Source organism: Labrys monachus (assembly GCF_030814655.1).
GTDB lineage: Bacteria > Pseudomonadota > Alphaproteobacteria > Rhizobiales > Labraceae > Labrys > Labrys monacha.
Genome location: NZ_JAUSVK010000001.1, coordinates 3828530 through 3855462, shown reverse-complemented (window position 1 = coordinate 3855462; position 26933 = coordinate 3828530). Strand labels below are relative to the sequence as shown.

25 protein-coding genes are annotated in these 26933 nt (G+C 63.9%); 11 read left to right on the top strand and 14 right to left on the bottom strand.

Features of this window, described 5'->3' with window-relative positions; translation table 11 throughout:
• Nucleotides 1-47: 47 nt before the first annotated feature.
• The 5 genes from J3R73_RS17530 to J3R73_RS17510 form a co-directional block, all read right to left on the bottom strand.
• A complete protein-coding gene (locus tag J3R73_RS17530) occupies nucleotides 48-311 on the bottom strand; it encodes a DNA -binding domain-containing protein (protein ID WP_307429484.1) in 264 nt (87 codons plus the stop codon).
• Nucleotides 312-431: 120 nt separating this feature from the next.
• A complete protein-coding gene (locus tag J3R73_RS17525) occupies nucleotides 432-674 on the bottom strand; it encodes a helix-turn-helix domain-containing protein (RefSeq protein WP_307429481.1) in 243 nt (80 codons plus the stop codon).
• Nucleotides 675-861: 187 nt separating this feature from the next.
• The gene (locus tag J3R73_RS17520) at nucleotides 862-1191 is read right to left on the bottom strand and encodes a DUF736 domain-containing protein (RefSeq protein WP_209047146.1); all 330 of its coding nucleotides are present in this window, start codon (nucleotides 1189-1191) and stop codon (nucleotides 862-864) included.
• 573 nt (nucleotides 1192-1764) lie between these two features.
• A complete protein-coding gene (locus tag J3R73_RS17515; RefSeq protein WP_307437446.1) occupies nucleotides 1765-2205 on the bottom strand; it encodes a hypothetical protein in 441 nt (146 codons plus the stop codon).
• A gap of 144 nt (nucleotides 2206-2349) precedes the next feature.
• Nucleotides 2350-2517, bottom strand: coding sequence for a hypothetical protein (locus tag J3R73_RS17510; protein ID WP_307429478.1), 168 nt, complete (start codon nucleotides 2515-2517; stop codon nucleotides 2350-2352).
• 68 nt (nucleotides 2518-2585) lie between these two features.
• On the opposite strand from J3R73_RS17510, the gene J3R73_RS17505 reads away from it, so the two are divergent.
• Together J3R73_RS17505 and J3R73_RS17500 are read left to right on the top strand one after the other, a co-directional pair.
• The gene (locus tag J3R73_RS17505; protein ID WP_307429475.1) at nucleotides 2586-2870 is read left to right on the top strand and encodes a hypothetical protein; all 285 of its coding nucleotides are present in this window, start codon (nucleotides 2586-2588) and stop codon (nucleotides 2868-2870) included.
• Nucleotides 2854-3414, top strand: coding sequence for a flavin reductase family protein (locus tag J3R73_RS17500; protein ID WP_307429472.1), 561 nt, complete (start codon nucleotides 2854-2856; stop codon nucleotides 3412-3414). Before J3R73_RS17505 ends, J3R73_RS17500 begins: the two co-directional genes overlap by 17 nt.
• Before the next feature lie 10 nt (nucleotides 3415-3424).
• On the opposite strand, the gene J3R73_RS17495 is transcribed toward J3R73_RS17500, so the two are convergent.
• From J3R73_RS17495 to J3R73_RS17480, 4 genes are all read right to left on the bottom strand, one after another.
• The gene (locus J3R73_RS17495; protein ID WP_307429469.1) at nucleotides 3425-4360 is read right to left on the bottom strand and encodes a DUF2493 domain-containing protein; all 936 of its coding nucleotides are present in this window, start codon (nucleotides 4358-4360) and stop codon (nucleotides 3425-3427) included.
• Between the two features lie 313 nt (nucleotides 4361-4673).
• Nucleotides 4674-5720 (bottom strand): DUF7146 domain-containing protein, encoded by a 1047-nt coding sequence (locus tag J3R73_RS17490; RefSeq protein WP_307429466.1) that lies wholly within the window; start codon nucleotides 5718-5720, stop codon nucleotides 4674-4676.
• Nucleotides 5720-10066 (bottom strand): strawberry notch family protein, encoded by a 4347-nt coding sequence (locus J3R73_RS17485; RefSeq protein ID WP_307429463.1) that lies wholly within the window; start codon nucleotides 10064-10066, stop codon nucleotides 5720-5722. Before J3R73_RS17485 ends, J3R73_RS17490 begins: the two co-directional genes overlap by 1 nt.
• A gap of 154 nt (nucleotides 10067-10220) precedes the next feature.
• Entirely contained in the window at nucleotides 10221-10658 is a 438-nt protein-coding gene (locus tag J3R73_RS17480) for an antirestriction protein (protein WP_307429460.1), read from the bottom strand.
• Nucleotides 10659-10905: 247 nt separating this feature from the next.
• On the opposite strand from J3R73_RS17480, the gene J3R73_RS17475 reads away from it, so the two are divergent.
• The gene (locus tag J3R73_RS17475; RefSeq protein WP_307429457.1) at nucleotides 10906-11265 is read left to right on the top strand and encodes a hypothetical protein; all 360 of its coding nucleotides are present in this window, start codon (nucleotides 10906-10908) and stop codon (nucleotides 11263-11265) included.
• Nucleotides 11266-11268: 3 nt separating this feature from the next.
• Here the strand turns inward: J3R73_RS17475 and J3R73_RS17470 are convergent, their stop codons facing one another.
• From J3R73_RS17470 to J3R73_RS17450, 5 genes are all read right to left on the bottom strand, one after another.
• On the bottom strand, nucleotides 11269-11502 hold the full coding sequence (locus tag J3R73_RS17470; RefSeq protein WP_307429454.1) for a DUF6117 family protein: 234 nt from the start codon (nucleotides 11500-11502) through the stop codon (nucleotides 11269-11271).
• Nucleotides 11499-11900, bottom strand: coding sequence for a hypothetical protein (locus tag J3R73_RS17465; protein WP_307429450.1), 402 nt, complete (start codon nucleotides 11898-11900; stop codon nucleotides 11499-11501). The genes J3R73_RS17470 and J3R73_RS17465 overlap by 4 nt, the downstream gene beginning before the upstream one ends.
• A gap of 73 nt (nucleotides 11901-11973) precedes the next feature.
• On the bottom strand, nucleotides 11974-12195 hold the full coding sequence (locus J3R73_RS17460; RefSeq protein WP_307429446.1) for a hypothetical protein: 222 nt from the start codon (nucleotides 12193-12195) through the stop codon (nucleotides 11974-11976).
• 61 nt (nucleotides 12196-12256) lie between these two features.
• Nucleotides 12257-14392 carry a ParB/RepB/Spo0J family partition protein gene (locus J3R73_RS17455; protein WP_307429443.1) on the bottom strand — a complete coding sequence of 712 codons (2136 nt, stop codon included), beginning with the start codon at nucleotides 14390-14392 and terminating at the stop codon, nucleotides 12257-12259.
• A 173-nt stretch (nucleotides 14393-14565) separates the two neighbouring features.
• Nucleotides 14566-15762 carry a DUF932 domain-containing protein gene (locus J3R73_RS17450; protein ID WP_307429440.1) on the bottom strand — a complete coding sequence of 399 codons (1197 nt, stop codon included), beginning with the start codon at nucleotides 15760-15762 and terminating at the stop codon, nucleotides 14566-14568.
• Nucleotides 15763-16074: 312 nt separating this feature from the next.
• On the opposite strand from J3R73_RS17450, the gene J3R73_RS17445 reads away from it, so the two are divergent.
• The 8 genes from J3R73_RS17445 (at nucleotide 16075) to J3R73_RS17410 (ending at nucleotide 26933) form a co-directional block, all read left to right on the top strand.
• Nucleotides 16075-16686, top strand: coding sequence for a hypothetical protein (locus J3R73_RS17445; RefSeq protein WP_307429437.1), 612 nt, complete (start codon nucleotides 16075-16077; stop codon nucleotides 16684-16686).
• 62 nt (nucleotides 16687-16748) lie between these two features.
• Nucleotides 16749-17402, top strand: coding sequence for a hypothetical protein (locus J3R73_RS17440; RefSeq protein WP_307429435.1), 654 nt, complete (start codon nucleotides 16749-16751; stop codon nucleotides 17400-17402).
• Nucleotides 17399-18178 (top strand): hypothetical protein, encoded by a 780-nt coding sequence (locus tag J3R73_RS17435; RefSeq protein ID WP_307429429.1) that lies wholly within the window; start codon nucleotides 17399-17401, stop codon nucleotides 18176-18178. The genes J3R73_RS17440 and J3R73_RS17435 overlap by 4 nt, the downstream gene beginning before the upstream one ends.
• A 7-nt stretch (nucleotides 18179-18185) precedes the next feature.
• A complete protein-coding gene (locus J3R73_RS17430) occupies nucleotides 18186-19262 on the top strand; it encodes a hypothetical protein (protein ID WP_307429426.1) in 1077 nt (358 codons plus the stop codon).
• Complete coding sequence (locus tag J3R73_RS17425; RefSeq protein WP_307429423.1) at nucleotides 19259-19861, top strand: hypothetical protein; 603 nt, start codon at nucleotides 19259-19261, stop codon at nucleotides 19859-19861. The genes J3R73_RS17430 and J3R73_RS17425 overlap by 4 nt, the downstream gene beginning before the upstream one ends.
• Before the next feature lie 146 nt (nucleotides 19862-20007).
• The gene (locus J3R73_RS17420; RefSeq protein ID WP_307429421.1) at nucleotides 20008-20601 is read left to right on the top strand and encodes a DUF6088 family protein; all 594 of its coding nucleotides are present in this window, start codon (nucleotides 20008-20010) and stop codon (nucleotides 20599-20601) included.
• Nucleotides 20594-21610, top strand: a complete 1017-nt coding sequence (locus J3R73_RS17415; protein WP_307429418.1) for a nucleotidyl transferase AbiEii/AbiGii toxin family protein — start codon at nucleotides 20594-20596, stop codon at nucleotides 21608-21610. Before J3R73_RS17420 ends, J3R73_RS17415 begins: the two co-directional genes overlap by 8 nt.
• Before the next feature lie 148 nt (nucleotides 21611-21758).
• Nucleotides 21759-26933 carry a DEAD/DEAH box helicase family protein gene (locus J3R73_RS17410; RefSeq protein WP_307429415.1) on the top strand — a complete coding sequence of 1725 codons (5175 nt, stop codon included), beginning with the start codon at nucleotides 21759-21761 and terminating at the stop codon, nucleotides 26931-26933.

The window sequence follows — 26933 nt, the reverse complement described above, 5'->3', positions numbered from 1 at the left end:
GTGGGAAGAACGAAGTCGGACCAAGGTGATGCAGGTTCTGCATCACCTCAGTGCAGACGAGGACCAAGAAGCTCGCAAAAGCCGTTCTCGGTCATCCATTTCGCGCGAGCGAGGTGGGCGGCGTACACTTGGAAGGCACGTTGGGGTTCGGCGGTAGCGTTGAGACCGAACACGACTTCGACCACCTCATGCCAATCGGCGCCGTCAGCGTCCGCATCAAGCAAACGCAGGTACAGCTTTAGATGCGCCTGGTCATAGGCGGTGAGCGCTGCCCCGCTTGGCGGTTGGTCCAGGAAGTCGTGTTTGGTCACATTGATCCCCGTTCATAGATGTATCCATTTTGAAGGGGATTGTTAACGATGATTTGGCTGTCCCGTCGTCGCGGGGGGCAGATGAAGGAAGACTGAGCGATGCCGCTGCGCCCCGTGAAGTCAGGCTTCATTCTTCCCATTGACCAGCATCACCCCCACGCTTTGGCCGGAGTTGAGCAGGACGATGCCGCTGGCCTCGAAGGCGCGCCGGACCTGATCGCGAGTCGATTCATACACCTCAAGTCCGCTGTCGGATTCGAGACGCTTCAAAGCGGTCAGTGATACCCGGGCCTTGTCAGCGAGCGTCTCCTGTGTCCAACCCAGCAACGCGCGTGCGGCCCGCGATTGTCGGGCGGTGATCATGCATGATCACCTCCCACTTGGACCTACTCGCACGCTAGAACTACGGCTATAATAGTCGTTCTCGCGGCCTAAGGCCAGCGGTTCCGGCTTGTTGGTGCCGGGTTTTGATCGCACTGCCGCGAACTGATTCGGTTCGCGCAGGCGATTGGCCCCGCCCGGATTGTCCGGGCGGGGCGTCGCGCTGGCCTTACTCGCCGTTGCGGCGGCCGTTGGGGCGGGACCAGATGAGGCTGAAGCCTTCGCCTTCCTCGTCGTCGAAGAGGTTGGCGTAAATCGGGGCGTTGAAGCTGGGATCGTCGAGCTTCAGGCCCAGGTAGGCGCGGCCCTCGTTGGAGGTCTTGGACCAGGCGGCGCCGATCTCGGCGCGGCCGACGAACACGCGGTGGCTGGGGGCGTTCTCGCCAGTGGCGCGGGCCTCGGGGACGATGCGGACGTTCTTGGTCTGGACGCTGAGGGTGACGATTTCGCCGGTGAACTCGTTGTTGCCGGTCTTCTTGAAGGTGCCGATGGTCGCCATGATAGTTCTCCTTGAACTCTGTTCCGAGCCCGCACCATTGCGGCCTCGATGGCGATCGACGGGCCGGAGGCGATTGACGGCGCACCCCGCAGGGGCCTGACAGCAAAGGAGGGGCTTTCTTGGCGCGCGAGGAATGTCGGCGCAGCCGGCAGGGGAAGAAAGTTTCGACGCCGCTGTTGCGGCATAGGCGATCGAGGCGCAGCCGACCTTCGGCCAGATCAGCCCATTGAAGAGGCCGTTTTGGAGCGCTCGAACTGACAGAGATGCATCACAGGAGAACGTGGCGACCACCCCAGACCGATATGACCGCCACAACGCTCGACACAGCGGTTCAACATGATCTGCCTGACGCTATGTGCCGCCGTCTCCTACCCGCCGCCCGCGAGATCGCCCTCTCGGCACTTGCATCGTCGAGAGCGCCGTCAAAACATTGCCTCCAGCACCGTCACCGAGGGCATGGCGCGTCAGTTGGGCTAGCCGTCGATCCGATCAACGCGATTGCCAACGACCCTGACGAGGGGAGCGCGACAGATAAGACATCAACCCGCTGTCCTGCCGCCGCCCGCAGAGATGTCAGGCGCGCGCGACGTTCTGCCCGGTTGGCCCGGGCGCGGCCATTGCTGTCACCCGGACCAGCGCCGTGACGCCAACGGCGATCGCGCCGATGACGGAGAAGATAATCTGCCAGGTGTCGGAGGGCATGGTGTGTTTCACGATGCCATGCGTCGCGTGGTAGCCGGCGAGCGCAGCGGGCGCGACGAAGGCGAGTGCGATCGCGAGCCGTATCCAGATTGGCCGGACGAAGGCGAGCAGGAATTGCCCGAGGCCGAGCGTCAGCGCGGCGGCGGCGAGGCCGACGAGGATCGCCCCGAGCCAGCCGGCACCGGTTTGGAAGGCCCATGTCCCGGCGCTGACTCCCGCAAAGAACGGCAGCGCGAAGACAGCCAGTGTGAACAGCAGCCAGCAGAGAACGCCGATCGCCGCGATGCTGGAGAGGATGCCAAGAAAGATCATGGTGGTGTTCTCCGCGAGAAAAAGGTCTGACGGTTGCGCCTCCACCACCACCACGGCGCTTTCATAGTATAGCCGAAGAGAAGGCAGGACGGGAGCGGAAATCCCGAGGGATTTCCGCTTGCGGGCGTGACACCTCGCCCGCGGTCAGCGGGCGAAGGGATCGACCTCGTGAACGATGGTGGCGGCTTCGCCGTCATATTCGCCGGCCGGCATGACGCCCATGGTGCCGTCGCCGGCCTGGAAGATGACGATTGAGACCATGAGGGTGGTGGCGAGGCTGAAGGCGTAGGCGTGAGCTTGATTGAGGGACATGTGACCGGCTCCTGTCTTGGAGGCGGGAGACCATCTCCCGCGCGACAGGCGCCCGATGTGTCCGGCCGATGGCCGCAATCACCGCGCAGGCAAAGCCGGAGCGGCGGCACGCTTTGCGTAGTCCGACCCTTTACGGGTTGATGGCGTCAGGCCAGCGGCTGGACCAAGGATTAGCGCATTGGAAGCGGGAGATGGTTTTCCGCCATGACCGGGGCCATGATGGAAACGCCCACTCAGTGCTTTCGCGCCAAAGCATCGCCGCGATGCTGTCGGTCGTGATGCTGCCGACATGGCCGGGTATGGTCATGCGAAGCGCAACAGCCGAAGAGGATGCCCATGCCGAAGCTGCCTAAGAAGAGCGATTTCCCGGTGAGCCAGGTGCGGCGCTATCTGGAGCCCGGCCCGATCGTGCTGGTGTCGTCGAAGTGGCAGGGCGCGACGAACATCATGACGCTCGGCTGGCACACGATCCTGGAGTTTTCGCCGTCTCTGGTCGGCCTAATGATCTCCGGCGGCAATCACAGCCACCGGATGATCCGCGAGAGCCGGGAGTGCGTGATCAACCTACCGACGACATCGCTGACCGATACCGTGGTCGGGATCGGCAACACGTCGGGGGGCGAAATCGACAAGTTCGCTAAATTCAATCTCACGGCGGAAGACGCGAGCAAGGTCGATGCGCCGTTGATCGGCGAATGCCATGCCAGCTTCGAATGCCGCCTTCACAACGACGCACTGGTCGAGAAGTATAATTTCTTCATCTTCGAGGTGGTGAAGGCGCATGTGGCCGCATCGCCAAAGCATCCCGAGACGCTGCACTACACCGGCGATGGCGTGTTCGTGGTGTCCGGCAAGATCATCAGCCGCAGATCGCTGTTCCGACCCGAGATGCTGTGAGAGGCGGCGCTTACGCGCCACCTCTCTTCGGGCGGAAATCGAACAGCGGGATGCCGAGCTTCCTTGCCTTGTCGGCGAGGTTGTCCTGGATGCCGGTGCCGGGGAAGACGATGACCCCGATCGGCAGGACGTCGAGCATCTGATCGTTGCGCTTGAATGGCGCGGCCTTGGCGTGTTTCGTCCAGTCGGGAGCGAAACCGACCTGCGGCACCGTGCGGGCGTCGGCCCATTTCGCCGCGATCTTCTCGGCGCCCTTCGGCGACTTGCCGTGCAGCAGCACCATGTCGGGATGTTTTGCGTGGACCTGATCGAGCTTGGTCCAGATCAGGTGGTGATCGTTGAAGTCGAGCCCGCCGGTAAAGGCGATCTTCGGACCGGCGGGCAGCAGCACCTGATTGTCGGCGCGCTTCTTGGCGGCGAGGAAGTCCCGGCTGTCGATCATCGCCGAGGTGAGGTTGCGATGGTTGACCATCGATCCGCTGCGCGGACGCCAGTTCGATCCGGTGTGGCGCTCATAGTGTTCGGCGGCCTGGTCGCGCATCAGCTCGAAGGCGTTGCGGCGCTCGATCATGGTCTGCCCTTCAGCGGTCAGGCGCTCCAGCTCGACAGCTTTCACTTCGCTGCCGTCCTGTTCGCGCTGGCCGCGACGCTGCGCCTGCTCGTTGTCGTCCAGCTCGCGCTCGATCCGGTCGGTGGCCCGGTGGAAGACGTTAACGGTCGACCAGAGGAGATCGTCGAGGTCGGGCTCGAGGCGGGTGTCTTCCAGGGTGACGATCAGGGCGTCGAAGATATCGGCGATGGCGCCGGCGACATGGTCGCCCTCCGGAAGCGGCCGGGGATCGGGTTCATCCGTGAAGGGACGGTAGCCGTAAAGCTGGAGTTCGCTGAGGACATGGTCGGTGGGGGAAGAGGCGTGGTGCGGTTCGTAGTCGTCGTGCTCGCTCATGGGATGCTCCGTCGGTCGACCGCGACCCTCGCGGCCTTCATGGCGACGAAAGCCGGCGGGCGGGCCGGACCTGCATCCGCAGCGAAGCGGAGGGCCGGAGCACAGCGGAGGATGGCGAAGGCGCGCTATTTTGTTTCGCGATGGAAAGCGGCTCTCGGCCGCGCCGGAAAATAGTCCGCCGCAGACATTGCTGGTCCGGCCCGTTTGCTGGCCGATCGCCCTCTCGAAGGCCGGGGCGCGGTTCTCTCCGACCTGGGGATCATCCGAGCGATGCCGACGACGGCGCTCCCGCCGCCAGCCTTCTCCTTGCGGCCTATGCCGCCAGCGCCATGAAGCGTGCGACGTCCTGGGGCGCGATCTGCACCCGGGCCGTTGCCCGGAGGCTGTCCAGTCCCGCCAGCCGGAGATCCTCGTTGAAGTCGCCCAGTCTTGGCGACACCACCACCGCCTCGATCCCGGCGGCGTTCGCCCGTTCGATCAACGTCGTCATCGCACCGTCGCCGGCCGGATCGTTGTCGCGGGCGATGTAAAGCCGGCGCAAGCTGTCGGGGAACAGGATGGCCGAGAGATGTGCCGCCGAGAGCGCCGCCGCCATCGGCATGTTGGGCAAAGCCATTCTGAGCGACAACATCGTCTCGATGCCTTCGCCGGCCGCCATCACTTCGCCAGCCACGCCGAAGCGAACGGCATGCCCCAGGAGGTCGCCCATCGCCCGTCTCGGCGTGTCGATCGGGGCCTTGTCCGAGCCGTCGGGAGCGAGCCAGGTGCGGTGCGCGCCGGTCTGATGTCCGGCGAGATCGGTGACCGATGCGATCATCGCCGGCCAGGTCTCGCTCGGAGAGTGCTCGTCAGGTCGGTAATAGCAGCGAGGGTGGAAGCGCAGGCTTCCGGTTCCGTGCAAATCCGTAATGCCGCGTGTCCGCAGATACGTCTTTACGAGCGTGCCCGAAATCGGCTGCGCCATGGCGAAGAGCCGGCGTGACGCTTCCGGTGATCCGATTGGCGCCGGTGATTTACGCTCGCCACTATGCGGACGGTCCGGTTCGGGATGCGTCATCGACAAAAAGGTTCGAGCCTCATCGGCGACGTCCTTGAAGTCGACCAGGCCGCACCTCTCGCGGATGAGGTCGAGGAGATCGCCATGCTCGCCGGTGGCGGCGTCGGTCCATTTTCCGGCGGCGCCCTTGCCGACCTCGCCGCTCTTCAGCCGCACGAACATCGAGCGGCCCGGCGTGTTGCGGACATCGCCGACCAGCCAATAGCGGCCTTCGCGATGCCCGGCCGAGAGATAATGACGGCACACCGCCTCGGCCTGTCGGCCGAGACGGATCGCCAGTTCGGAGGCGTCCTGCCGTGCCATCACGCTGCCTCCCGTTCGCCGATGCGCTCGACCGGGTAGCGCTCCAGCACCTTGGCCAGGATAGGAGCGCCGGTCGCATCGGTCGGCACGAACATCCGCAGCTTCCACGAGATGATCTCGTGGAACAGGCCGTAGGCGCGCAGGCGATCGCGCATGGCGTCGGTGAAGCCCGACAGTTCGATGCGGTTGGCGCCCATGACCCGGACGCGGCGAAGCTGAAGACCCTCGGCAAGATCGAGGATGGTCTTGCCGTCCATCAGCGCCATGAAGGCGTCGTCGGGCGTCAGGGCCGACATGCCGGTCGCGAGCGCGCCAGCCACCCATGCCGGGGAGACGCGGCGGCCGACGATGCGCTCACCGTCATCGGTCTGGAGTCGATAAACCCGCGTCGACTCGTTCGGCAGCCGCTTCCAGATCGGCAGCAAGAGCCCACTGACGACATGGATGGTGCTATCGGCATACTCCGGCACCTCGGCCGCTTCGGCATTCCATGCCGCAGTGAAGGCGATCCGCTCCGCCTGCACCCAATGGGTCTCGCCCATCATCTTGATCGGGATGTTGTGCGCCTCCATCGGCCGGATCAGCCGGACCCGCCGTTCGATCTCGCCATCGTCCAGCATGATGCTGGTGGTCGGGATCTGCACTGCGGCACGGCCCGAGCGCTCGTTGATCAGCAGCCTCGCGCCCGGGTCATTGAGATGCTCGAACGCCTCGGCCAGCGTCACGGGACGGTTGCGCTGGCGCTGGGTGATGGTCAGCAGCCGAGCCTCCGCCCCGGTGCCAGGATGAACGTGGATGGTTCGGCGATCGGTGACGATGAAGCTCTCGGCCTGGAGTGTCTCCAGCCCGACGTCATAGCTGCCGGAGGCGATGGCGCCCTCGATTTTGGCGTTCAGCAGCCGCTCGAACGCCGTGAACAGTACGCCTTGGAGTTCGATGGTCAGGGCCAGCAGGCGGTTGAGGAAGGTCGTGATGGGCGGCAATTCATCTTTGATGCCGGTGGAATCCGTCAGTGACAGGCCGGTGGCGTCCTCGAACATCTGGAGTGAGCACCCATCGACCTTGCCGCGCACCAGCAACAGATAGAGCTGCCGCAGCGCGTCGCGAGCATAGTGGCTTTCGAGATTGTCCTCGGGCCGGAACAGCCCCTGGCCGCCGGTCTGGCGCTGGCCGCGCGTGATCGCGCCCAGCGTGTCGAGGCGGCGGGCGATCGTCGAGAGGAAGCGCTTCTCGGCCTTCACGTCCGTCGAGATCGGACGGAACAGCGGCGGCTGCGCCTGGTTGGTCCGATTGGTGCGACCCAGGCCCTGGATGGCGGCGTCGGCCTTCCAGCCCGGCTCCAGTAGATAGTGGACGCGCAGCCGCTGGTTCCGCGCCGACAGATCGGCGTGATAGCTGCGCCCGGTGCCGCCGGCGTCGGAGAAGATCAGAATGCGCTTCTGGTCGTCCATGAAGGCTTGCGTTTCGGCCAGATTGGCCGAGGCGGCGCGGTTCTCCACGGCGAGGCGGTCGATGCCGCCGGGGCTGGTCATTGAGTCGGCACCCGACTTGCGGACGATGCGCCGCGAACGTCCCGTCACCTCGGCCACGACATCCGTGCCGAAGCGCTGGACGATCTGATCGAGCGCGCCGGGGACTGGCGGCAGCGAAGCGAGCCTCTCGATCAAACGGTCACGTCGGGCAACGGCATCGCGGCTCTCGACCGGCTGGCCATCGCGAAACACCGGCCGCGACGAGAGATTGCCCGCGCTGTCGGTGAACGGCTCATAGAGCTGCACCGGGAAGGAATGGGCGAGATAATCCAGAACGTACTCGCGCGGGGTGATGTCCACCCGGACGTCATTCCATTCCTCGGTGGGGATCTCCGCGAGACGGCGCTCCATCAGGGCTTCGCCGGTCGACACGATCTGGATCACGGCGGCATGGCCGTCGAGCAGGTCCTGCTCGATCGAGCGGATCAGGGTCGGCGTCTTCATCGAGGTCAGCAGATGGCCGAAGAACCGCTGCTTGGCGCTCTCGAAGGCTGAGCGGGCCGCGGACTTGGCCTGCCGGTTCAACGTGCCGCCGTCACCAGTGATGTTGGCGGCCTGCATCGCCGCGTCGAGATTGTTATGGATGACAGCGAAGGCCCCGGCATAGGCGTCATAGATGCGGGTCTGCTCTGGTTTAAGCCGGTGTTCGAGCAACTCGTACTCGACGCCATCATAGGAGAGCGACCGGGCGGTATAGAGGCCGAGCGAGCGCAGATCGCGGGCCAAAACTTCCATCGCGGCCACGCCGCCATCCTCGATCGCTTCGACGAACTCGGCGCGGGTCGAGAACGGGAAATCCTCGCCACCCCAGAGACCGAGGCGCTGGGCGTAGGCGAGATTGTGGACGGTGGTCGCGCCGGTCGCCGAGACATAGACGACGCGCGCGTTCGGCAGGGCGTGCTGGAGCCGAAGGCCCGCACGGCCCTGCTGCGAGGCGGCGACGTCGCCGCGCTCCCCCTTGCCGCCTGCGGCGTTCTGCATGGCGTGGCTCTCGTCGAAGATGATCACTCCATCGAAATCGGAGCCCAACCATTCGACGATCTGCTTGACGCGGGAAAGCTTCTCACCGCGGTCGTCGGACCGTAGCGTGGCGTAGGTGGTGAATAGGACGGCTTCCGAGAGCGTGATGTCCTTGCCCTGCGGGAAGCGCGACAGCGGCGTGACCAGCAGGCGCTCCATGCCGAGCGCCGACCAGTCGCGCTGCGCGTCCTCCAGCAGCTTGTCGGATTTGGAGATCCACACCGCCTTGCGGCGACCCTGCATCCAGTTGTCTAGGATGATACCCGCTGACTGGCGCCCCTTGCCGGCGCCGGTGCCGTCGCCAAGCATGAAGCCCCTGCGGAAGCGCACGGCGTTCGGTGCATCGTCTGGCGCGGCCGAGACGACGTCAAAGGTCTCATCGAGCGTCCATGATCCCGCGAGGAAGTCGGAGTGCGCCTCACCGGCGTAGATGATGGTTTCGAGCTGGGCATCCGAGAGAAGCCCGTCGGTGACGATGTTGGCGGTCAGCCGGGGCCGGTAGCTCGGCTTGGGCGGCGCGACCGAGGCCATCGCCACAGATTGGACCAGTTTGGTGGGATGGGCCTGCGCACAGGGAATACGGATCGCCTGCAATCCGTATTCTTCATAAATCGCGTCGGTGATCCGGCCGTCTTCGGCGGGCGTCCAGTCCAGGGTCTCATAGGCAAGTTCGACGCCTTCGGGCTCGATAGACGCTGGCGTGGCGGGACGTATAGCAGCGGTACGCGAGAGGTATCCGCGAACGGTGCGGGGCGTCGCGGTAGACGCCGACGTTGTCACTGGCGGGAGGGTGGTAGTCGGACGCGGCGGAACCTGCGTCTCGATCCAGCCGAGCAGCGTTTCGATGTCGGGCGCGATGCCGGGCGAAGGGGGAAACGCCGCCCGATCGTCGGCCGGCAGCTTGTCGATGACCGTCAGCCGCGTGTCGATGGTCGTGCCGTGCTTGGCGTAGACCGAGCCGTCCACGGCCGCGGTGAAGACGACGCGGCCACGCTCCTGAAGCCGGACGAAGGCCGCTGCCCAAGCCGGGTGGTCGGGGCTGAAGTTGGCGCCGGTGATCGCCACCAGCCGCCCGCCATCGGCGAGCCGGGCCAGTGCTGAAGCGACATGGCGATAGGCGGCGTCGGCCACGCGGCCGGAGACGTTTGCCATGACGGAGAATGGCGGGTTCATCAGCACCACTGACGGGGTGGCGCCCGGCGCGAGATGATCGTCGATCTGGGCGGCGTCGAAGCGCGTGACGGCAACGGCCGGAAACAGCGCAGCTAGTAGGTCGGCGCGAGTCTCGGCCAGCTCGTTGATGAGGAGCGTTCCGCCGGATATCTCGGCCAGGATGGCGAGCAGGCCGGTGCCGGCCGACGGCTCCAGCACGATGTCGCCAGCAGCAATGGCGGCGGCCGCCACGGCGGCGAGGCCGAGCGGCGCCGGCGTCGAGAATTGCTGGAGCGCCTGCGATTCTTCCGAGCGCCGCGTATGCGTCGGCAGGAGGCCGGCGATCTTCGCAAGAGCGGAATGTCGAGCAGCCGGAGATGCGGCCTTGCGGAAAAGCGCCTTTCCGTATTTGCGCAGGAAGAGGATTGTCGCGACCTCGCATGCCTCATAGGCCGCCTTCCAGTCCCAGGCGCCGCTGGTGTCGGATGCGCCGAAGGTTGCTTCCATCGCTGCACGGAGGATCGCGGCGTCGATGCGCTGGCCGCGTTCGAGATGATCGACAAGCTGGTGCGCGACGGCGAGGATCGGGGGCGCACGGGTGACGGGCGCGGCCGGAAGGGCCACGGGAGACAGAATGTTCATGGGAGGAACCTCGGGAGAGCGGAAGGGACAAGCCCGGCAGCGCTCTCTCTCGACCGCCCGGACTCAACCCGTCCCGGCCGTCCTCTTCCTCTGATCCGCCGACATAAAAAAAGCGCCCGACCGTGAGGCCGGGCGCTGAGGGAGGGGGCAAGTTTCAGTCGATCGCCTGGAAGATCTCGGCGGATTCCGGATGGTCTGCGGCGTAGTCGTAGAGGCGGCCATATCCTTCCGACATCGCGTCGACCGGGTACTTGAAGGAGAGATGGGAGAAGGCGAACAGCGTCGCGATGATGCCGGCGGCGTCGGCCGTTACCTCGCCCTCATAGCCGTTGGTGTCGCAGACGATCTGAAAGCGGGGCTTCGAGGTCGGCGCGAGGTATAGCGGCCTGCCGTCGCGCTCATAGAAGTCCCAAAGGCCGCCACGATAGTCGAGCGGGCTCAGGCGCTCCATCAGGTGATAGACGATCATCTCCGCCACCAGGACATGCTGGCGACCGAAGAGCAGCGGCAGGAAGTCCATCCGGCGGGCCTCCGGTACGAGGGCGACGGCGCGCGCCGAGGAAGCGTCAGTGCTGTTTGTAGTGTCGGGCATGGGGATTTCTCCAAAGAGCGGGATCGGAAGACCCGGACGGCGCTCTCTCTCGACCGGACCGGCTCGAACCCGTCCCGGCCGCCCTCTCACTCTGGCGCGCGGCATGACCGGCTGATCGCGCGGCCTTCCGAGGTGGACCGCGCGGCGCTACACTCCTTCATCTTCATCCAGCACATGGCGAACCGCGCCCTCGGCGATCGGGGACGCATGTACGCCCGACCGAGCGAGGCCCCGGAGGGAGACGGTGATGAAGGGAAGTGTGATCGGCATGGTGGCCGCAGGATGCCTCGCTGTGGGCTTCGGGGCGGGATTCGCGCTCCGTCCGTTGATCGCGCCCTGCGGTGCATCGGCCGCCGCGATCGCGGGCGTGGCGCAGCCGACGGAAGAAGAGGCTATCGCAGCCGTCCGCCGCCATCGCCTCTTCACGGGGACGTCGCTGGCCAATGCGACGCTCAAGCTTGGCGATTGTTCGCCGGGCGGTGTCGGACCCGGCGTGACCTGTATGACGCAGCTCACGATGGACACGACCAGGGCAAACGCCACACCCCAGAACCGGCCGGTCGGTTTTGCTCGCGTCAACGGTCAGTGGGAAGTGGCTGTCTGGTAGAATTTAGGCAGCCATTTCGCCGCCCGTGTTGGGCGGAAGGTACGCGTCATAGGGATTTCCGTCCGCCAAGTGGCCGAACGGCGTGAACATATAGTCGTCACCGTCACGGCCGACCGCACAGATGACGTAGCGCGGCTCGCCGGTCGCGGCGTCCGTGCATTCCATCAGCGCCAGATCGCCGCTTTCCGCGGCGCGCAGCAGGGTCTGGAAGTTGGCGCGGGCGTGGTCCGGGATCATCGCACACCTCCTTCGGCCAACCAGCGGCCTGTGCTCATCCACTCGATCGTGCGGCCGGTGGATAGATCGAGCAGATGGGCGCCGCCGGAGAAGCCGTCGACGACAGGTTCCGAGGCGACGCCGGCCCACTGAAACCCCCAGGTGCCGGTGAGCGCGAAGGCCTCGGCGCAGCGCGTGACGAAGGTGATCAGCAACTGCGGATCGGCGGTGCCGGGGTCGCGAAGCCAGAGGCGCGTCGCGCCATGCTCGGGCGTCAGCGAGAGCAGGAATGGCTCGGCAGGCGGGTCCTCGCGAGCGTTCTCGGCCATCAGCGCGGTATAGATGTCGAAGGCCCGCGCGACATTGGCGACCGAGCCGACATCGAGCAGGCAGGAAAACCGGGTGAGATAGGCGGGCATATCGGGCTCCTGAAACGAAAAGAGCCCGGCGCTGGGCCGGGCTCGGATGGGTCGGGATCGTGGTTGGGAGGGGCTAGTAGCCGAATTGCCAGGATGGCCCGTCTTGGCCGTCGTCGGCGGCCGCAACGGCTTGAGCCAGGTACTCGGGATCGCCCTCGACCACGTCAGGGTCGCGGACAGGCGTCTCGTCGATGACGGTCACGCGGACAACGAGGTCGTCCTCGACCTCGACATGGACCGGCACGAGGTACTGGAAGACGACGCGCCGGACGGGCGCGGGGCTGGAATGCACCATGCGAAGAACTCCTTCGATTTGGGGGAAGGTGCGGAGCGGCCGAAGCCGCCCCGCGAGTCGCTCATTCGGCAGCAACGAGGTGACGCTCGTCGTCTTCGCCGTCGGCCAGCGGTTCCGATTCCTCGTCGGTGCTCAGGAAGTCGGGCAGTTCCGCCCCATCGTCTTCTCCGTCGCTCTCAGCGCCCGTTGCGGGATCGTCTGCAAGATCAGCGAGCCGAAGCGGTTCGGGCAGCCAGCCGGTGTCGGTCAACAGCCGCTCGGCCTCCTTGGCCATGTCGCCCTTCTTCAGATGGTCGATGAGCTGCGCCGACGCGTCGCCCTTGGCCTCACGCACCGCTTCGAGGATGCGCGGCTTGGTCACCCGGCTGAGATAATTATCGACGGTCGGGCGCCATCCCGCTTCCGCCATGTCGAGACCGACAGCGCGCGCGATCCGATCGGCCTGCTTCAGCCGGCGCTCCAGCCCATGCTGCGAGATGCCGGAGCCGCCGTAGCGGTCGACCTTTTCGGAAAGGGCGTTGACGCCGTAAGAGACGCAATGCGCCAGCAGGGCCGTCCGGCTGGCATCGTCGAGATCGACCAGCCAGTTCCACAAGGCATCCTCGTCCTGCGGAATGTCGGCCTCCCAGCCTTCTTGCCGTTCTGCAACCGATTTGGCGGACGTGCTGTCCTTCAGGTCGGCGGCCTGGACGGAGAAGAAGACGTGACGGACGGACACCTCCAGGCACCCTCCGGAAGACGAGGTGCGGTGGAAGGTGTCGAGCACCAGCTTGTGCAGCAGCGCCGTGATGGCGACGTGCGGGTTGCCGGCCAGCGCATCCCGCAGCGCGAGGGTGCGGTGGGCCGTCAGCTCGCTGACCAGGCGTTCGGGCAACGGCTTGACGACATCGTCCTCGTCATCCTCCGGTTCGGGCTTGCCGCCGATGGTGATGACCGCTCGCATAGGTTCCGAGGTCGTCGTCGTTCCTTCGGCTTCGCCGTCGCCATCGGTCCGGGGCTCGATCGGCGCCTCGTCTTCGGGACGGACATAGCCGCGCTCGACGGTCAGCCGGCCCGAGCTGTCGATGCTGACAAAGGCGCCAGCGCGCACGATCTCGGCCCGATCGTAGAGGGTAGGCCGGTTCTGGAAGGCGGCGATCGCCGTCTCGATCTCCTCGAGCCGTAGATCGACTGCCTCCGGCAGGTCCTCGCCATCTTCATGCTCGGCGTAGAGCCGGTCCAGCTCCTCGGTCAGGGCCTCGTAGGCGGCCTGTTCGTCGGCGGAGAGTTCGGGGCGTTCGCACGAGATCCTGCGCAGACCAGTGGTGTGGCCATAGGGGAAGTCCAGCGCGGCATCGATCCAGCGCCAGCCCTCGGCCGCGATTTCCTCGGCGGCGGCGCCGAGCTTCGCGGTGGCGAGGGTGTCGAGAAGAGCCGGGTCCTGCAGCCATCCGCCGTCGTCGGCCTGGAACAGGTCGCGCAGCGTTGCGCCGCCGGCTGCCTCATACGCCTCGACCCCGACGAACTGCGCACGGCGATCGGAAGCGCGCACCGCACCCTCGGTCAACATGCGGCGGATTTCGTAGGGCTGGCGGCTGTAGGATCGCTGGATCGTCTCCCACACCTCCATCTGCCGCGCATGGTCGTGCGACACGGTGAAGGCCATGAGTTGGTCGAGCGCTATGCCGTCCTCGGCATAGACGTCGAGCAGCGCCGGGGCGACCGAAGCGAGGCGCAGCCGCTGACGGACCACGGCCGGGGTGACGTAGAAGCGGGCGGCGATATCCTCCTCGCCCATGCCGCGTTCGATCAGGGCCTGGAAGGCTTTGAACTGATCGAGGGGATGCAGCGCCTCGCGGTGGACGTTCTCGGCGAGGCTGTCTTCCTCGGCGGGGATCGCGGAGCCAGCGTCGCGGACGTTGCAGGGGACCGGCGCGGTCTTGGCCAGTCGCTTGACCTTGACCAGTAGTTCGAGCGCCCGGAACCGGCGACCGCCGGCCGGGACCTCGAAGATGCCGGTTTCCACACCCTCGCCATCGAGCACAGGGCGGACGTTGAGGTTCTGAAGAAGGCCGCGGTGGCCGATATCCTCGGCCAGTTCCGGGATCGAGACGCCGGCCTTGGTCTTGCGGACGTTGGCCTGGCTCAGGATGAGCTTGTTGAAGGGGATGTCGCGACGCTCGCCAAGGGACGCGATCTTCTGAACGGCGGTTGCCATGTCGGGATACTCCACGACGGGCGGCCGAGAGACTCTCTCTCAACCTCCAACCCGTCACGAAGCGAAGCGCCGCCTCTTCCTCTAAAAGGGGGCAGCGCCACGGAACGGGATTTGGGACACGCGGAAGCGCAAAGCCGGAGACACGGAAATCCGCATCTCCGGCTTTGCGGATGTCAGGCGGCTCGATCGAGCAGCTTCTTGGCCTTGGCCTCCATGTCGAGGCGGGCGTCCTGATGCGGCTTGTCGCGCGCGACGGCGGTGATGCCCTGCACGAAATCGAAGATGCTTTCGGGCGGACGGCCTTCCTCTGCCAGGACCGTGTCGATAATCTTGCCGGTCTCGGCCTTGGAGAAACCGCGTCGGCGCAAGAAGTCGGTGCGGTCTTCGTCGGTGCGCGCCACGATCCGCTCGCGCGCCGCCTTGATACCGTTGACGAAAGGCAAGGGTGAGGAATTGGCGAAGTTCGCCAGCGCTGGCGCCGCCTCATGGGCGAAACGGTTGGCGGCATATTTGCTGTGGCGGATGGTGATCTCCTCGAAATCCTCCACGCCCCAGAGGTTTCGATTCTGGCAGACCGCGCGAAGATAGAAGCTCGCCATGCCCAGCGTCTTGGCGCCAACCTCGGAATTCCAGCAGTAGAAGCCCCGGAAATAGAGATCGGGCGATCCGTCCGGCAGTCGGCCGGCCTCGATCGGATTCAGGTCGTCGACCAGGAACAGGAAGACGTCGCGATCGGAGGCGTAGAGCGTCGTGGTATCCTTGGTGATGTCGACCCGCGGATTGTAGATGCCGGTCGACCAATCGAGCACGCCCGGAACCTTCCAGCGGGTGTCGCCCGTGCCGTTGCCGGCGATGCGTTGCACCGCCTCGACCAGTTCGTGGTCGAAGATGCGGCCGTAATCCGGGCCGGTGACGGCGCGAAGCTCCACCCGGCCGTTATCGGTTTCGAGCGTCTTGATCTGCTCCGCACGATTGGACGTCAGACCATATTGCAGGTTGATCGCGGCGAGCGGTGCGGGAAGCTGGCGCAGATAGGCTGCCGGCGCGCCGACCAGGCTGGCCAGTTGGCCGAAGCTCCAATGGGTCGGGGCGATGGGCGTGTCCGTGCCTGGCAGGATCAACGCCAGTCGTTCCGGGTCGCTGCGGTTCGCCTCGACATGGATAAGCGCGCTCTCCACCACGCGGGTCCGGCTGCGTTCGGCGCGGTCGCGAACGGAAACTGCCAGTTCGGACAGCGACAGATAGCGCTCGTCCGCGGGCCGGGAAAACCATTCCGACGAGACGCGGCCGATCCGCTCGCCGCGGCCGACATCCACTTTGTAGCCGCCGCTGGTGTCGCGACGCGCGTCGAGAACTGAAACCTGGGTCATGGGACCAATCTCCATGACGGGCGCCGGAGACCTCTTCTCCAGCCCTCAACCCGTCACGGCAAAGCCGGTCCGTCCTCTTCCTCTCAAAGGGGCGTTGCGGGGCCTCCCGCAGAAGGGGTCGACCGAGACGCAAGGCTCGGGCGCAGGGGAAGGCTTTCCCCTCCTGGCAGTCCCAAGGTTTCGGATGTTCTGCGCGAAGAAAGAGTGCGGACGAACGGGGGCTCAATCTGCTACGAGTAGCTTGAGCCATTCCGTGATGAAGGACGATTACTCTCGGCCCATCAGCTACTCTAAAGGCCGGGGAGGATTGTTATGGATTTCGAGGATCTCGTTACGGCGCTGTCGCCGCCGCCAAACCGCATCGGCAAATCCGACGGCGAACACGAACACCATCTCTACGAAGGCGCGGTCATGGTCGCCTATGCCATGCACCTGTTGCGGACGCAGGATACCCAACACGTCCGTGTTCACCCCGATGGAGAGCACGGCAAGCAATTCGACTTCGCAGCCTGGCTGCTTCGGCGCGACTTCATCAAGATCTCAAGCGTCGGCACCACCAGTTATGGCGGTACGTACCGGAACGCTGCGGGCCAGGAGATCACCGTCAATCCAAAATCGGGGCTGGGTGATGTGGTCGCAGAGGTCGGCAACCAGGTCATCTCCGCCGAATGCAAAGGCGGGATCATCAACACGAGGCATTCGGGCCAAGTTTCTCGGCTCTACAAGGGGTTGTGCGAGACGGTCGGCATGTTGATGGCGACACCGTCGCAGGGACGGCAGGTGGCCGTCGTCCCTTTCACGGAAGGCACCCTGCGTCTGGCCGAACGATTGGCGCCGCGTTGCGCCTTGGCTGGTATCGAGATCGCCTTGGTAGGGAGCCGCGGCGAAGTCAGGGATGTGCAGCCTGTGCCGGCTACTGGTTGAGATCGCAGGGCTAAGTCGCTGATCGACGCGACAGAACGAATTGAGGGCAACAGGGGCGAAAATTGCAAATCAACAATCAGTTGCCGCGCATCTTCCAGGCCAACCTTGCGCGACTGTTTGAGCGGGTGATCCAGCCCGCAATGGACGCGCTGCCGGTCCATTCGTCGCTCGAAGGCGGCGAGGCGGCGACGATGGACCAATTTCTCGATCGCGCTGCGGCCCAGGTCGACAACTACACCGCCAATGAGGCGGCGAAGGCGTTCACGCTGACCCTCGCTGCTATCTTCGAGCGTCAATTGAGTATTTGGGCACGAGCTGTCCATCTCGATGGCGCGACGGACATGCCCAAGTCGCGCGGTTTCCAAGATTTCCTGGCGCTCTGCGCCGAGCAAGCTGGGATAGACGTCGGGCAGGGCGAGTTGGGAGCCGATCTGACCGAGATGTTCATGGTCGCCAACGTCGTTCGTCATGGCGAAGGTTCGTCGTGCGAAAAGCTGAAGACGATCGCACCGGCGCTGTGGGACGATGCCGCCAACGACTATTACGATCTCTTGGCGGGGCCGCCGACTCCGAGCGAACACCTCAGAATCCGGACGGGCGACCTCGTGCGCTACATCCGGGCAACAACGCGTTTCTGGGGCTTGGCCGACCCTCTGCCGATGGCGGTGATCGACCCGCCATATAGGGTCGAGCCAAAGGGCGGGGAAATCACATGACGGACGCCGACGAGTTTGACGAAGAGCGGGACGATCAGCCCCGCTATCGCGATATCGCTGAGATCGGCATGGGTGACCTCTACGAAGCGCTTACGGGCTTGGCCGGCTTCGCCGAGAACCCTTACCTAGCCATGCAGGCGAGCCAGCTTTGCCTCGTCGATAATACGCTGAACGCCCTGGAGCAGGAGGTCATGCGCCATCAGTTCGATGACGAGCCTCCGCGTGGGAAGATCGCGTTGTTGGGCGCGCTCTCGCCCATGTGGATCTACGCGGCCTACGAGTTGCTGCGGACGTGGCGTCAGCGCTGCGAAGACGTCATCAAGCTCGCCGAGAATTCGGGGATCGATCTCAAGGCTGCCCACCTCGAACGAGACCTGGGATATCGTCACTACGATCGCGAGCTGCGCGCGCAGCAATTGCGTGATGCCCAGGAGCGGCCCGAACTTGTTGAGCAGATGCGCCGCGACTTGCGGCGGACGGAGATGGGCTTCACCACGCTCGAATTCATCCGGGTCGCGCTCGCCAAGCACGAGGTGAGCAAGAAGGGAAACAAGAAGCCCATCGCGTTCGCGCCGGGTCTTGCCCGTCCCAACCGCTGGTGCGGCTCGATGGAGTATGAGCTTAGCAATGGTGGCGCGATCATCAGCTACGTCACGCGTCGCGACATTGCCGAGACCATTCGGTTCATCCCCGAGGCGGAAAATCCAAGCGATGACGATCTGGCGGGCTTCCGAGCTTATATGAACCCGCCCGATGTCGAACCGCTGCCGGGGTAATGGGGCCATGAGCGACCAGGCACCACCAGAGCGACCAAAGACCAAAGCCTTCGACCTGCTCGCGTCGGTCGCCGATTTTGCGCGCGAACACGCTATCGCACTAAACGATCCGTCATTGGTTGAGCGCTTCATCGCCGACGCAACGCCAAAGCTGAAGGAGGCGTTGGCAGACCCGACGCTGATTCATGGCTCGCGAACCGAGCGCCTATTTGAGGCGACGGTCCTCAGCCTGGGCCGCTTTCGATTGCTGAAGACCGAGGATGTTGGTCGCGTCCATGCCGCCGACACCAGCCGCGCGCCGGATTTCCGGGTAGTGCTCGACGATGGCGAGCAGTGGCTGGTCGAGGTCAAGAACGTCCGAGGCAAGGAGCCCTTCAAGCAGAAGACGCAGATGTCCGCCGCGTATCTGGGCTCGCTCCAGGCATATGCCGACATGGTTGGCACGCCGTTGAAGCTGGCGATATTCTGGTCGCTCTGGAACATCTGGACGGTCATTTCGCCAGACCGCTTTCGCCGTCCGAACGGCGGCCTCCGCGTCACGATGATGGACGCGGTTGTCGCCAACGAGTTTGGAAAGCTCGGCGAGGTGATGATCATGACGAAGACGCCGCTGCGACTTGTGCTGGGGGCAGCCGCCAATATGCCGCGCTCGTTGAGTCCGGAGGGACTGGCCAACTTCATCATCGGCTCTGCGAAACTCTATAGCGGCGACGTCGAGCTGACTGATCCCAGGGATCGCAAGCTCGCGGAGGTCCTGTTCCTTTACGGCGAGTGGTCCACCGACGGCCCGCTCGCGGTCACCGACGGTGTCGAGTTCGCGGGTGTCGAGTTCGTCGCGACACCGCAAGAGCCCTCCGATCAGGGCTGGGATGGCATCGGCTCGGCCAGCCGTATTTTCAGCCGGTACTATGCCGCACAGACCGTCGATGGTGACCAGGTCATCCAGCTCCATGGCGAGGCGGCGCCAGACTGGTTCGCGCCGCTTTCCGATTGGGATTTCAAGAACAGTAAGCTGCCGCTCTTGTTGGGACGGGTTCAGGCGTCGGCTCCTGTCGATGGCGGTTTGGCGGAGCCGGTTGATTGATCAAGGCACTGGTTGGGTGGTTGCGAGCGCCTTTCGGGCGACGTGAACAGCAGAGTGGGGGAGAGGTTGTCTTGAGTCGGATACCGCACCTGGTCGATTTCGAGACGCCGTCTGACGAAGCGATCTGCCTCCATGAGGCGGGTCATGCCTGCGCTGCCCTGATGGTCGGCCTTATTCCCGAATTCATCGAGTTCGTCGACGGCGATGGTTCGCAGGGGCGCGCGCGCAATCGCATGCCCGTGGGCGATCCCCAGCAGCGACGCGTGGTGGCCTGCGCCGCCTATGCCGTCGAGTACAATCTATACATGGCACGGCGTCTGACGAACGCCGCGGGCGTCGTGATAGGCGAGAAGACCTTCATCCACCTGGCTATAGGCAATAATGCCGCGCTCGATAAGATCAAATTCTTTGACGAGGATCGCGAGGGGGCGGACAAGACCTGGCCGGCGGATGACGATCGGGCCTTCATGGCGGCTGGCCATCAGCTCTCCGGAAGACTTCCGATGGATCTTGTGGTCGCGCTGGCGGAAGCGATGCTGAATGAGCGTCGCTTGGAGCGCGCGAGACTCTTGGAGATCGCGGCTCCGTTCCTGAAGTAGCCGAGCGCGCGGCCGGCATCGCAAAAATCACCCGAAGTCCTGCGTTTTCGAGCAGCCAGCTCCTTATCGACTCCTTATCGACCTCCTAAGCCGCTCTCCTTGAAAAGTGTCAGAAAATGGTATATGTTTCTGACAGGAGAATGGCCATGCAACGCTTGACCGAACAGATTCTAACGCACGCGAAAGGGCTGCCAGAGGGCACGCCAGTCGCGGCTAAAAGCTTGCTCCACCTCGGCAACCGCGCCGCGGTGGACCAGGCACTGTCGCGCCTGAGCGAGAGGGGCCATCTGATCCGGGCGGGCCGCGGCGTCTATCTCCTCCCAATCACGAGCCGGTTCGGCACGCGAGCTCCCTCTGTGGAACAGGCTGTCGAGGCGCTTGCCAGCCAGCGCGGGGAGACCATCGTCCCGAGTGGCGCCGCTGCGGCCAATACCTTGGGCCTTACGACCCAAGTGCCGGTCCGGTCGGTCTATCTGACCTCCGGCCGCACCAGGAAGATGAACCTCGGCAAGCAGGTCGTCGAGCTTCGCCACGCGCCTCGTTGGCAGCTCGCCATGGCGCATCGGCCTGCTGGCGAGGCGGTGCGAGCCTTGGCTTGGCTTGGGCCGGAGAGGGCCGAGGCCGCCCTCCGGACCTTGAAACGGAAACTCCCGCCGGGCGCCTTCAGCGAGCTGGTTGCGGTAGCGCCGCAGCTTCCGACCTGGCTGGCGCGCAGCGTGGGCAAGGCCGCACATGGCTGATCCCTTTCTCCGCCTCTCGGTCGAAGATCGGCGCGAGGCGCTCGGCGTCGCGGCCGATCGATCTGGCCGGCCGGCGCACCTTCTGGAGAAGGACGTGTGGGTGGTCTGGGCGCTCGCCACCCTTTACGGCTCGGTGCTCGGCGAACATCTGGTGTTCAAGGGCGGCACGTCGCTGTCCAAAGCCTATCAGGTCATCCGGCGGTTTTCCGAGGACGTCGACCTGACCTACGACATTCGGGCGATTGCACCCGACCTGGTGGGCGAAAACGGTGAAGCGTTGCCGAAGACTCGTAGCGAGGAAAAACGCTGGTCCAGCGAGGTGCGCAAGCGCCTGCCCGAGTGGGTTGAAGGAAGCGTTCAGCCGATCATCGCAGAGGCGCTCGCTGCTGAAGCTTTGACGGCCACCATCCGCGTCGAAGGCGAGAAGTTGTTCATCGACTACGAGGCCGCGACGGTCGGCTCGGGCTATGTGGCGCCGAGCGTGATGCTCGAATTTGGAGCGCGTTCGACGGGCGAGCCCGCGAGCTTGCGCGACATCGCCTGCGACGCGTCTGGTCTGATCGAAGGCGTGACCTTTCCCACGGCTCGTCCGCGTGTGATGCATGCGGAGCGAACCTTCTGGGAGAAGGCGACGGCCATCCATGTCTTCTGCCTGCAGGAGCGGCTGCGCGGCGATCGCTTTGCTCGTCACTGGCACGATGTCGCGCGGTTGGACGAAGCTGGTTTTGCGGCGTCCGCCTTCGCTGATCGCGACCTGGCGAACGCAGTGGCGCGCCACAAGACCATGTTCTTCGCCGAGAAGGCGTCCGATCGGACACCCGTCGATTACGCCGCGGCCGTCAACGGCGGTCTGCGGCTTGTGCCCGTGGGCGATGGTCTAAAGGCGCTGGAAGAGGACTACGCCCGCATGGTCGACGACGGACTTCTTCTGGAAGACGCCGAGGCTTTCGAGGCTCTCATGACGAGCTGTGCCGACATAGCTGAGCGCGCCAATAGCGCCTGTAAATAACGAAAGAAAAATGGGGGGGGAAGTGTGGATATTGTACAGATAAAGATCAGAAACTTCGCCAACTCCTTGAAGATGGACGTGCAGTGGGGCAACGGTAGCGCATTGCTAGAGAACGCGAATTACCGAAAAACGATGACAGGGGGCGGCAATGCGGGCGTTTGAATTCGATCACCGCCTCGTCGATTCTTACGCCAGGTTCTCGCGGTCTTTCAGTACCATTCGATCTGATGACCTGAAGTCTGAGGTTGATCGCCAGTATGATGCCGGGCGTTTCTGGCCGGATGCTATGCTGTCTCTCAACCCGAAGTTTCTCGAGGGTCCAACCGTCGATGACCTGGTCAACTCGGGCGATCTTGATGAAGCGACGGGCAGAATATTCCGGTTCGGGTCAGAGCCCCTGCGGTTCCATCGCCATCAAGCCCAGTCCATCGCCAAGGCGCAGGCGGGTCAGAGTTACGTGGTTACGACGGGGACAGGCTCGGGCAAGTCGCTTTGCTTTTTCGTACCCGTAGTCGACGCGATCGTTCGCGCCCGCAAGGCCGGGAGGCCGCGCAGAACCAGTGCCATCTTCGTTTATCCGATGAATGCACTGGCCAACAGCCAGATCAACGAGATCGAGAAATTCATTGCGCAGTCTGGCCTGCCGACCGAGCTTAAGCCGGTTGTGCGTCGCTACACCGGCCAGGAAAGCCAGGAAGATCGGCAACGAATTGCAGACGCCCCGCCGGACATTCTGCTGACTAACTTCATGATGGCCGAACTTCTGCTGACGCGGCAGGACCAGCTCGATACCAAGGTTATAGAGAATGCGAACGGGCTGAATTTCATCGTTCTTGACGAACTGCACACCTATCGCGGCCGCCAGGGCGCCGATGTCGCGATCCTCGTTCGTCGTCTTCGCAACCGATGCACACCAGACAAGGCACCTATCTGCATCGGAACCTCTGCCACCATGGCAAGCGAAGGATCCGATATCAATCGCGCTGAGGCCGTGGCGAATGTTGCGTCGCGCCTTTTCGGGACCCCCATCGGGCCGGAATCCGTCATAGACGAGTCGCTTCGACGGGCGACGGATGATCGGCTGAAGCTCGACGATGTGCGGCGGAAGCTTGCGCCTGTCCTGACATCCGTACTTCCAGCGGAGCTGACAGATGAGGTTCTGAAAGAACACCCGCTGGCGGTTTGGACCGAACTGGCGATTGGCCTGGACGACGCACAGGAGCTCAAGCGCAAGAAGCCGATCCCTTTTGAAAAGGCAGTAGCGCTGCTTTCAAAAGATAGTGGCGTCGACGTCGAAACCTGCCGAAGCGGGCTCGAGGCATTCCTGACGCGCGTCAGCCTCCCGGAAACTGAGCGTGGCGGCTCGGGAACCGGCGCATTCCTGGCGTTCAAGCTCCATCGATTCATCTCGGGCGCTGGCGAGATTTTCACTACACTGACTGGCCAACCCAGGAATGTGTTGTTCGAAGGTCAACTCGAAGATCCAAGTGCCCCGGGCCATCGCCTCTATCCCACCCGCTTCTGTCGGGAATGCGGACATGAGGTCCACGTCATTACGAAGACGGAGGATGCCAAAGGCACCCTGTTTCTGCCCAGGGGCATCGATGATGCGCCGCTCGACGATCAAGAGGGTGAAACGGCGGGCTACCTGACCACTACGGGCGACGGCGATCCTGAGTACGTCTTTACAGGCGAGGTCGAAGCGTACCCCGAGGACTGGCGCGAGGAGCGCAACGGCGTCGAGCGACTCCGAGCGAACAGGAAACGCAGGATGCCCCAGATGATCACGGTGGCCCCAGATGGGCGCTGCGATTCGGCGGGTAAAAGCTTTTGGTTCATACCGGGCAAATTTGGTTTCTGCCCGTGCTGTCTCGACCAGCCGCATCCCAACATGCGCGAACGCACCAAGCTCACCGGGTTGTCGGGTGAGGGCCGCAGCTCGGCAACGACGCTCCTCGTTTCGACCGCCCTGGAATGGATGAACGGGAACAACAGCGGCGTTCCCAAAGAGAAACGCAAACTCCTAGGTTTCACGGACAACCGGCAGGACGCCGCCCTCCAGGCTGGCCACTTCAACGACTATTTGTTCGTCAGCCTATTGCGTGGTGCGATCCTGCGAGCGGTGCTGGACGCTGGCGACGATGGCCTAGCCGAGGACGAATTCGGTCTGCGGGTCGTGAAGGCGCTCGGATTTACGGCGGGCAATAAGGTCGCGCGGGTCCATTGGATGTTGGATCCTGAGGCGGGCGCTGTAGTTCGCGAGGACGCCCAGCGCTCTCTCGCGAAGGTTCTCGCCCATCGGCTCTGGACAGACCTGCGTCGGGGATGGCGTTACACCAACCCTAGCCTCTCCGTCCTCAAGCTTATCGACGTTGCGTTCGTTGGGCTCGATGACATCGCGGAAGATAGAGACCGCCTCACGGCTATCTTGCCGGATTTCGGGACGCTCGATACGCCCGTACGCAAGGCGATGCTGAAGCTGCTCCTCGGCGCCATGCTCGACGGCTTGGCGGTTGGGACGGAGGCGCTCGATCTGACCGTCCTCGACGCCGTCGCTCAAAAGTCCCGAAATCTCCTGCGCGTCCCCTGGGCCATCGACGCGAAGGAGACGCCGAGAAGCCGCACGACCCTATTTCTGCAAGCTCCGGGCAAGGACCGGGTTGGGTTACGGGAAGAACAGACGATCGTCCGCGCTGGGCATAATTCCCGTATCGGACGTCTCATCAATCGAAAAAGCGTCATTGGGACCAAGCTCAGCAAAACAGACTACCTGACAGTCATGACGGGCCTGATGGAACTTCTGGCTCGCGAGGGGTTGGTGTCGCGCGTCGACATCGAGGCCGACCTGCAAGGTTGGCGTCTGTCACCGTCAGCGGTTCGGATCGTTCCTGGGGAAGCCATCAGGACAGGGGCGGCGCAGGGCAACCGCTATTTTCACGATCTCTACAATGAGATTGCTGTCCATCTGAAGGCAGGCCATAGCAGCTATTGGGGACTCGAAGGCCGCGAACATACAGCCCAGGTTTCCCAAAAACAGCGCGAATGGCGCGAGTGGCGCTTCCGATTTGAGAAGGAAGACCGGGAGAACCTCACGAAGAATGCCCCCGATCTCAAAGCGGCAGGAGAGTCGGAGCAGTTTCTGCCCGCCTTATTCTGTTCGCCAACCATGGAGCTTGGTGTCGACATCTCTGCGCTTAATGCCGTCTATCTGAGAAACGTACCGCCTACGCCGGCGAATTATGCGCAACGCGCCGGACGTGCCGGCCGCTCCGGGCAGGCCGCCGTCATTGTGACCTATTGCGCGGCTCAATCACCCCACGACCAGTATTTCTTCGAACGGCGCAATGAGATGGTGGCTGGTGTCGTTCGTCCCCCGGCGCTCGACATCACCAATGAAGAGCTCGTGCGCTCGCATCTACATGCCGTCTGGCTTGCCGAAGCGAAGCTCGCCCTGTCCCCTGACATCCCTGACATTCTAGAATTAGCGCAGCCAGGCTCTCCGCTGAAGCAAGGGATCCACGACGTCATCGACCGGCCTGAGTTGGTGATGGCGGCGCATTTCCCTATGAAGCGTGTTCTCGATCAGATTCTCGGCTCGGTGGCTGGTCGCAAACCGGTCTGGATGAGTGAGCCAGATGACTTCGTCTCCGCGGTCGCCGAGCGTGCACCGCAGGAATTCGATCGCGCCTTCGGTCGCTGGCGGGAACTGTATAACTCAGCACGAACGCAGCTGATGGAGGCCAATGCCCGCTCCGAGATTACGGGTCTCTCGGGCGCAGACCGTCGTCGAATCAAGGCTGCGCAAATGCAGGCGAGCGACCAGATCACGATCCTGGAGCAGGGCAAGGCCACGAACGGCTCGGACTTTTACTCCTACCGCTATCTCGCGACCGAGGGCTTCCTGCCGGGGTACAATTTTCCTCGGCTGCCGCTCTATGCCTTCATCCCTGGAGATGGAAAAAGTGGCTCGTTCCTCCAGCGTGCCCGCTTCTTGGCAATCTCCGAGTTCGGGCCGCGCAGCCTGATCTATCACGAAGGCCGCGCTTACAGAGTCATGAAGGCGAAGCTGCCGCCGGAAGTCCGAACGGGTGACGGGTCGGAGCTCGCCACTCGAGATATCTTCATCTGCTCGAACTGCGGCGGCTGTCATGATGGCGAGGTCGAGCGCTGCCACGCCTGCAATGCCCCGATGGCGGGCGAGATGCCGGTGCAGAGGACGCTCCGGATCGACAATGTGGAAGCCGCGCCTACCGAGCGGATCACGGCAAATGACGAAGAGCGCGTGCGGCAGGGCTTCGAGATTCAGACCGTCTTCTCCTGGCCAAAGCGCAACGGCCGGGTCCAGATCACCGAGGCGGATTTTCGTTGTGAGGATACCTCGATCCTCAAGCTGCAATATGCCAACAGCGCCGAGATCAGTCGGATCAACAAAGGGCTGAAACGCCGGGCACAACAGACCAAGTTCGGTTTTTATATCGACCCACGTAGCGGCTACTGGTCGAAGTCCGAAGACGAAGATCCAGATGTCGATGTGCCACCAGATGTTGTGAGGCCGGTTCGGATCGTCCCCATTGTCCGCGACCACAAGAACGCGCTTCTCTTCCGTTTCAACGAACCCACGGCCTATGCGCCAAAGACCATCCCGACGGTCCAGCATGCCCTTATGAGGGGGATTGCCGTCGTCTTCCAACTGGAAGAGGGCGAGATCCTTGGCGAGCCACTGCCCGCCCGCGACAACCGCCGTGCTGTCCTGGCCTACGAAGCCGCAGAGGGTGGCGCAGGCGTGTTGAGCCGTCTAATCGAGGATCCGCAGGCCTTCGGCAAAGTCGCCCGAGAGGCGCTCATCCTTATGCACTTTGAGAAGGTCGATGAAGCGATCGCAGCCGGCGATGCCAAGCTGCTTGCCAGTCACGACGGGGAGGCCTGTGTTCGCGGGTGCTATCGTTGCCTGCTCTCCTACTTCAACCAGCCTGATCACGAGCTGATCGACCGAACGAGCGATGAAGCAAAGCAGATGCTGATCGATCTGGCGCGAGGCGAGGTGGTGCTCGCGGCCTCGCCGGGCCATTCGGCTGAGGGCGGTGGTGGATGGACAGGCGCCTTCAAGGAAACAGGGCTTCCGGCTCCCGACGCCTCCACTGTCAGCTTTTCCAATCAGGAGATGAGCTTCGTCTGGCGCAGTCATTTCGTCGCTGCTTGCCTCACACCTCTCACCAAGGCAACGCGCGAGGCGGCGGAAACCAAGGGCTGGACACTATTCGAGCTGCCGGAGACGGTCACAGCGGGCGTGCCCCACGCAATGATTTCGATGTTTGGGGCATGA

Coding starts and splice junctions, on each gene's coding strand:
- J3R73_RS17525 (WP_307429481.1), bottom strand. CDS start 674: ATGATCACCGCCCGACAATCGCGGGCCGCACGCGCGTTGCTGGGTTGG.
- J3R73_RS17520 (WP_209047146.1), bottom strand. CDS start 1,191: ATGGCGACCATCGGCACCTTCAAGAAGACCGGCAACAACGAGTTCACC.
- J3R73_RS17515 (WP_307437446.1), bottom strand. CDS start 2,205: ATGATCTTTCTTGGCATCCTCTCCAGCATCGCGGCGATCGGCGTTCTC.
- J3R73_RS17510 (WP_307429478.1), bottom strand. CDS start 2,517: ATGTCCCTCAATCAAGCTCACGCCTACGCCTTCAGCCTCGCCACCACC.
- J3R73_RS17505 (WP_307429475.1), top strand. CDS start 2,586: ATGGCCGCAATCACCGCGCAGGCAAAGCCGGAGCGGCGGCACGCTTTG.
- J3R73_RS17500 (WP_307429472.1), top strand. CDS start 2,854: ATGCCGAAGCTGCCTAAGAAGAGCGATTTCCCGGTGAGCCAGGTGCGG.
- J3R73_RS17495 (WP_307429469.1), bottom strand. CDS start 4,360: ATGAGCGAGCACGACGACTACGAACCGCACCACGCCTCTTCCCCCACC.
- J3R73_RS17490 (WP_307429466.1), bottom strand. CDS start 5,720: ATGGCACGGCAGGACGCCTCCGAACTGGCGATCCGTCTCGGCCGACAG.
- J3R73_RS17485 (WP_307429463.1), bottom strand. CDS start 10,066: ATGAACATTCTGTCTCCCGTGGCCCTTCCGGCCGCGCCCGTCACCCGT.
- J3R73_RS17480 (WP_307429460.1), bottom strand. CDS start 10,658: ATGCCCGACACTACAAACAGCACTGACGCTTCCTCGGCGCGCGCCGTC.
- J3R73_RS17475 (WP_307429457.1), top strand. CDS start 10,906: ATGAAGGGAAGTGTGATCGGCATGGTGGCCGCAGGATGCCTCGCTGTG.
- J3R73_RS17470 (WP_307429454.1), bottom strand. CDS start 11,502: ATGATCCCGGACCACGCCCGCGCCAACTTCCAGACCCTGCTGCGCGCC.
- J3R73_RS17465 (WP_307429450.1), bottom strand. CDS start 11,900: ATGCCCGCCTATCTCACCCGGTTTTCCTGCCTGCTCGATGTCGGCTCG.
- J3R73_RS17460 (WP_307429446.1), bottom strand. CDS start 12,195: ATGGTGCATTCCAGCCCCGCGCCCGTCCGGCGCGTCGTCTTCCAGTAC.
- J3R73_RS17455 (WP_307429443.1), bottom strand. CDS start 14,392: ATGGCAACCGCCGTTCAGAAGATCGCGTCCCTTGGCGAGCGTCGCGAC.
- J3R73_RS17450 (WP_307429440.1), bottom strand. CDS start 15,762: ATGACCCAGGTTTCAGTTCTCGACGCGCGTCGCGACACCAGCGGCGGC.
- J3R73_RS17445 (WP_307429437.1), top strand. CDS start 16,075: ATGGATTTCGAGGATCTCGTTACGGCGCTGTCGCCGCCGCCAAACCGC.
- J3R73_RS17435 (WP_307429429.1), top strand. CDS start 17,399: ATGACGGACGCCGACGAGTTTGACGAAGAGCGGGACGATCAGCCCCGC.
- J3R73_RS17430 (WP_307429426.1), top strand. CDS start 18,186: ATGAGCGACCAGGCACCACCAGAGCGACCAAAGACCAAAGCCTTCGAC.
- J3R73_RS17420 (WP_307429421.1), top strand. CDS start 20,008: ATGCAACGCTTGACCGAACAGATTCTAACGCACGCGAAAGGGCTGCCA.
- J3R73_RS17415 (WP_307429418.1), top strand. CDS start 20,594: ATGGCTGATCCCTTTCTCCGCCTCTCGGTCGAAGATCGGCGCGAGGCG.
- J3R73_RS17410 (WP_307429415.1), top strand. CDS start 21,759: ATGCGGGCGTTTGAATTCGATCACCGCCTCGTCGATTCTTACGCCAGG.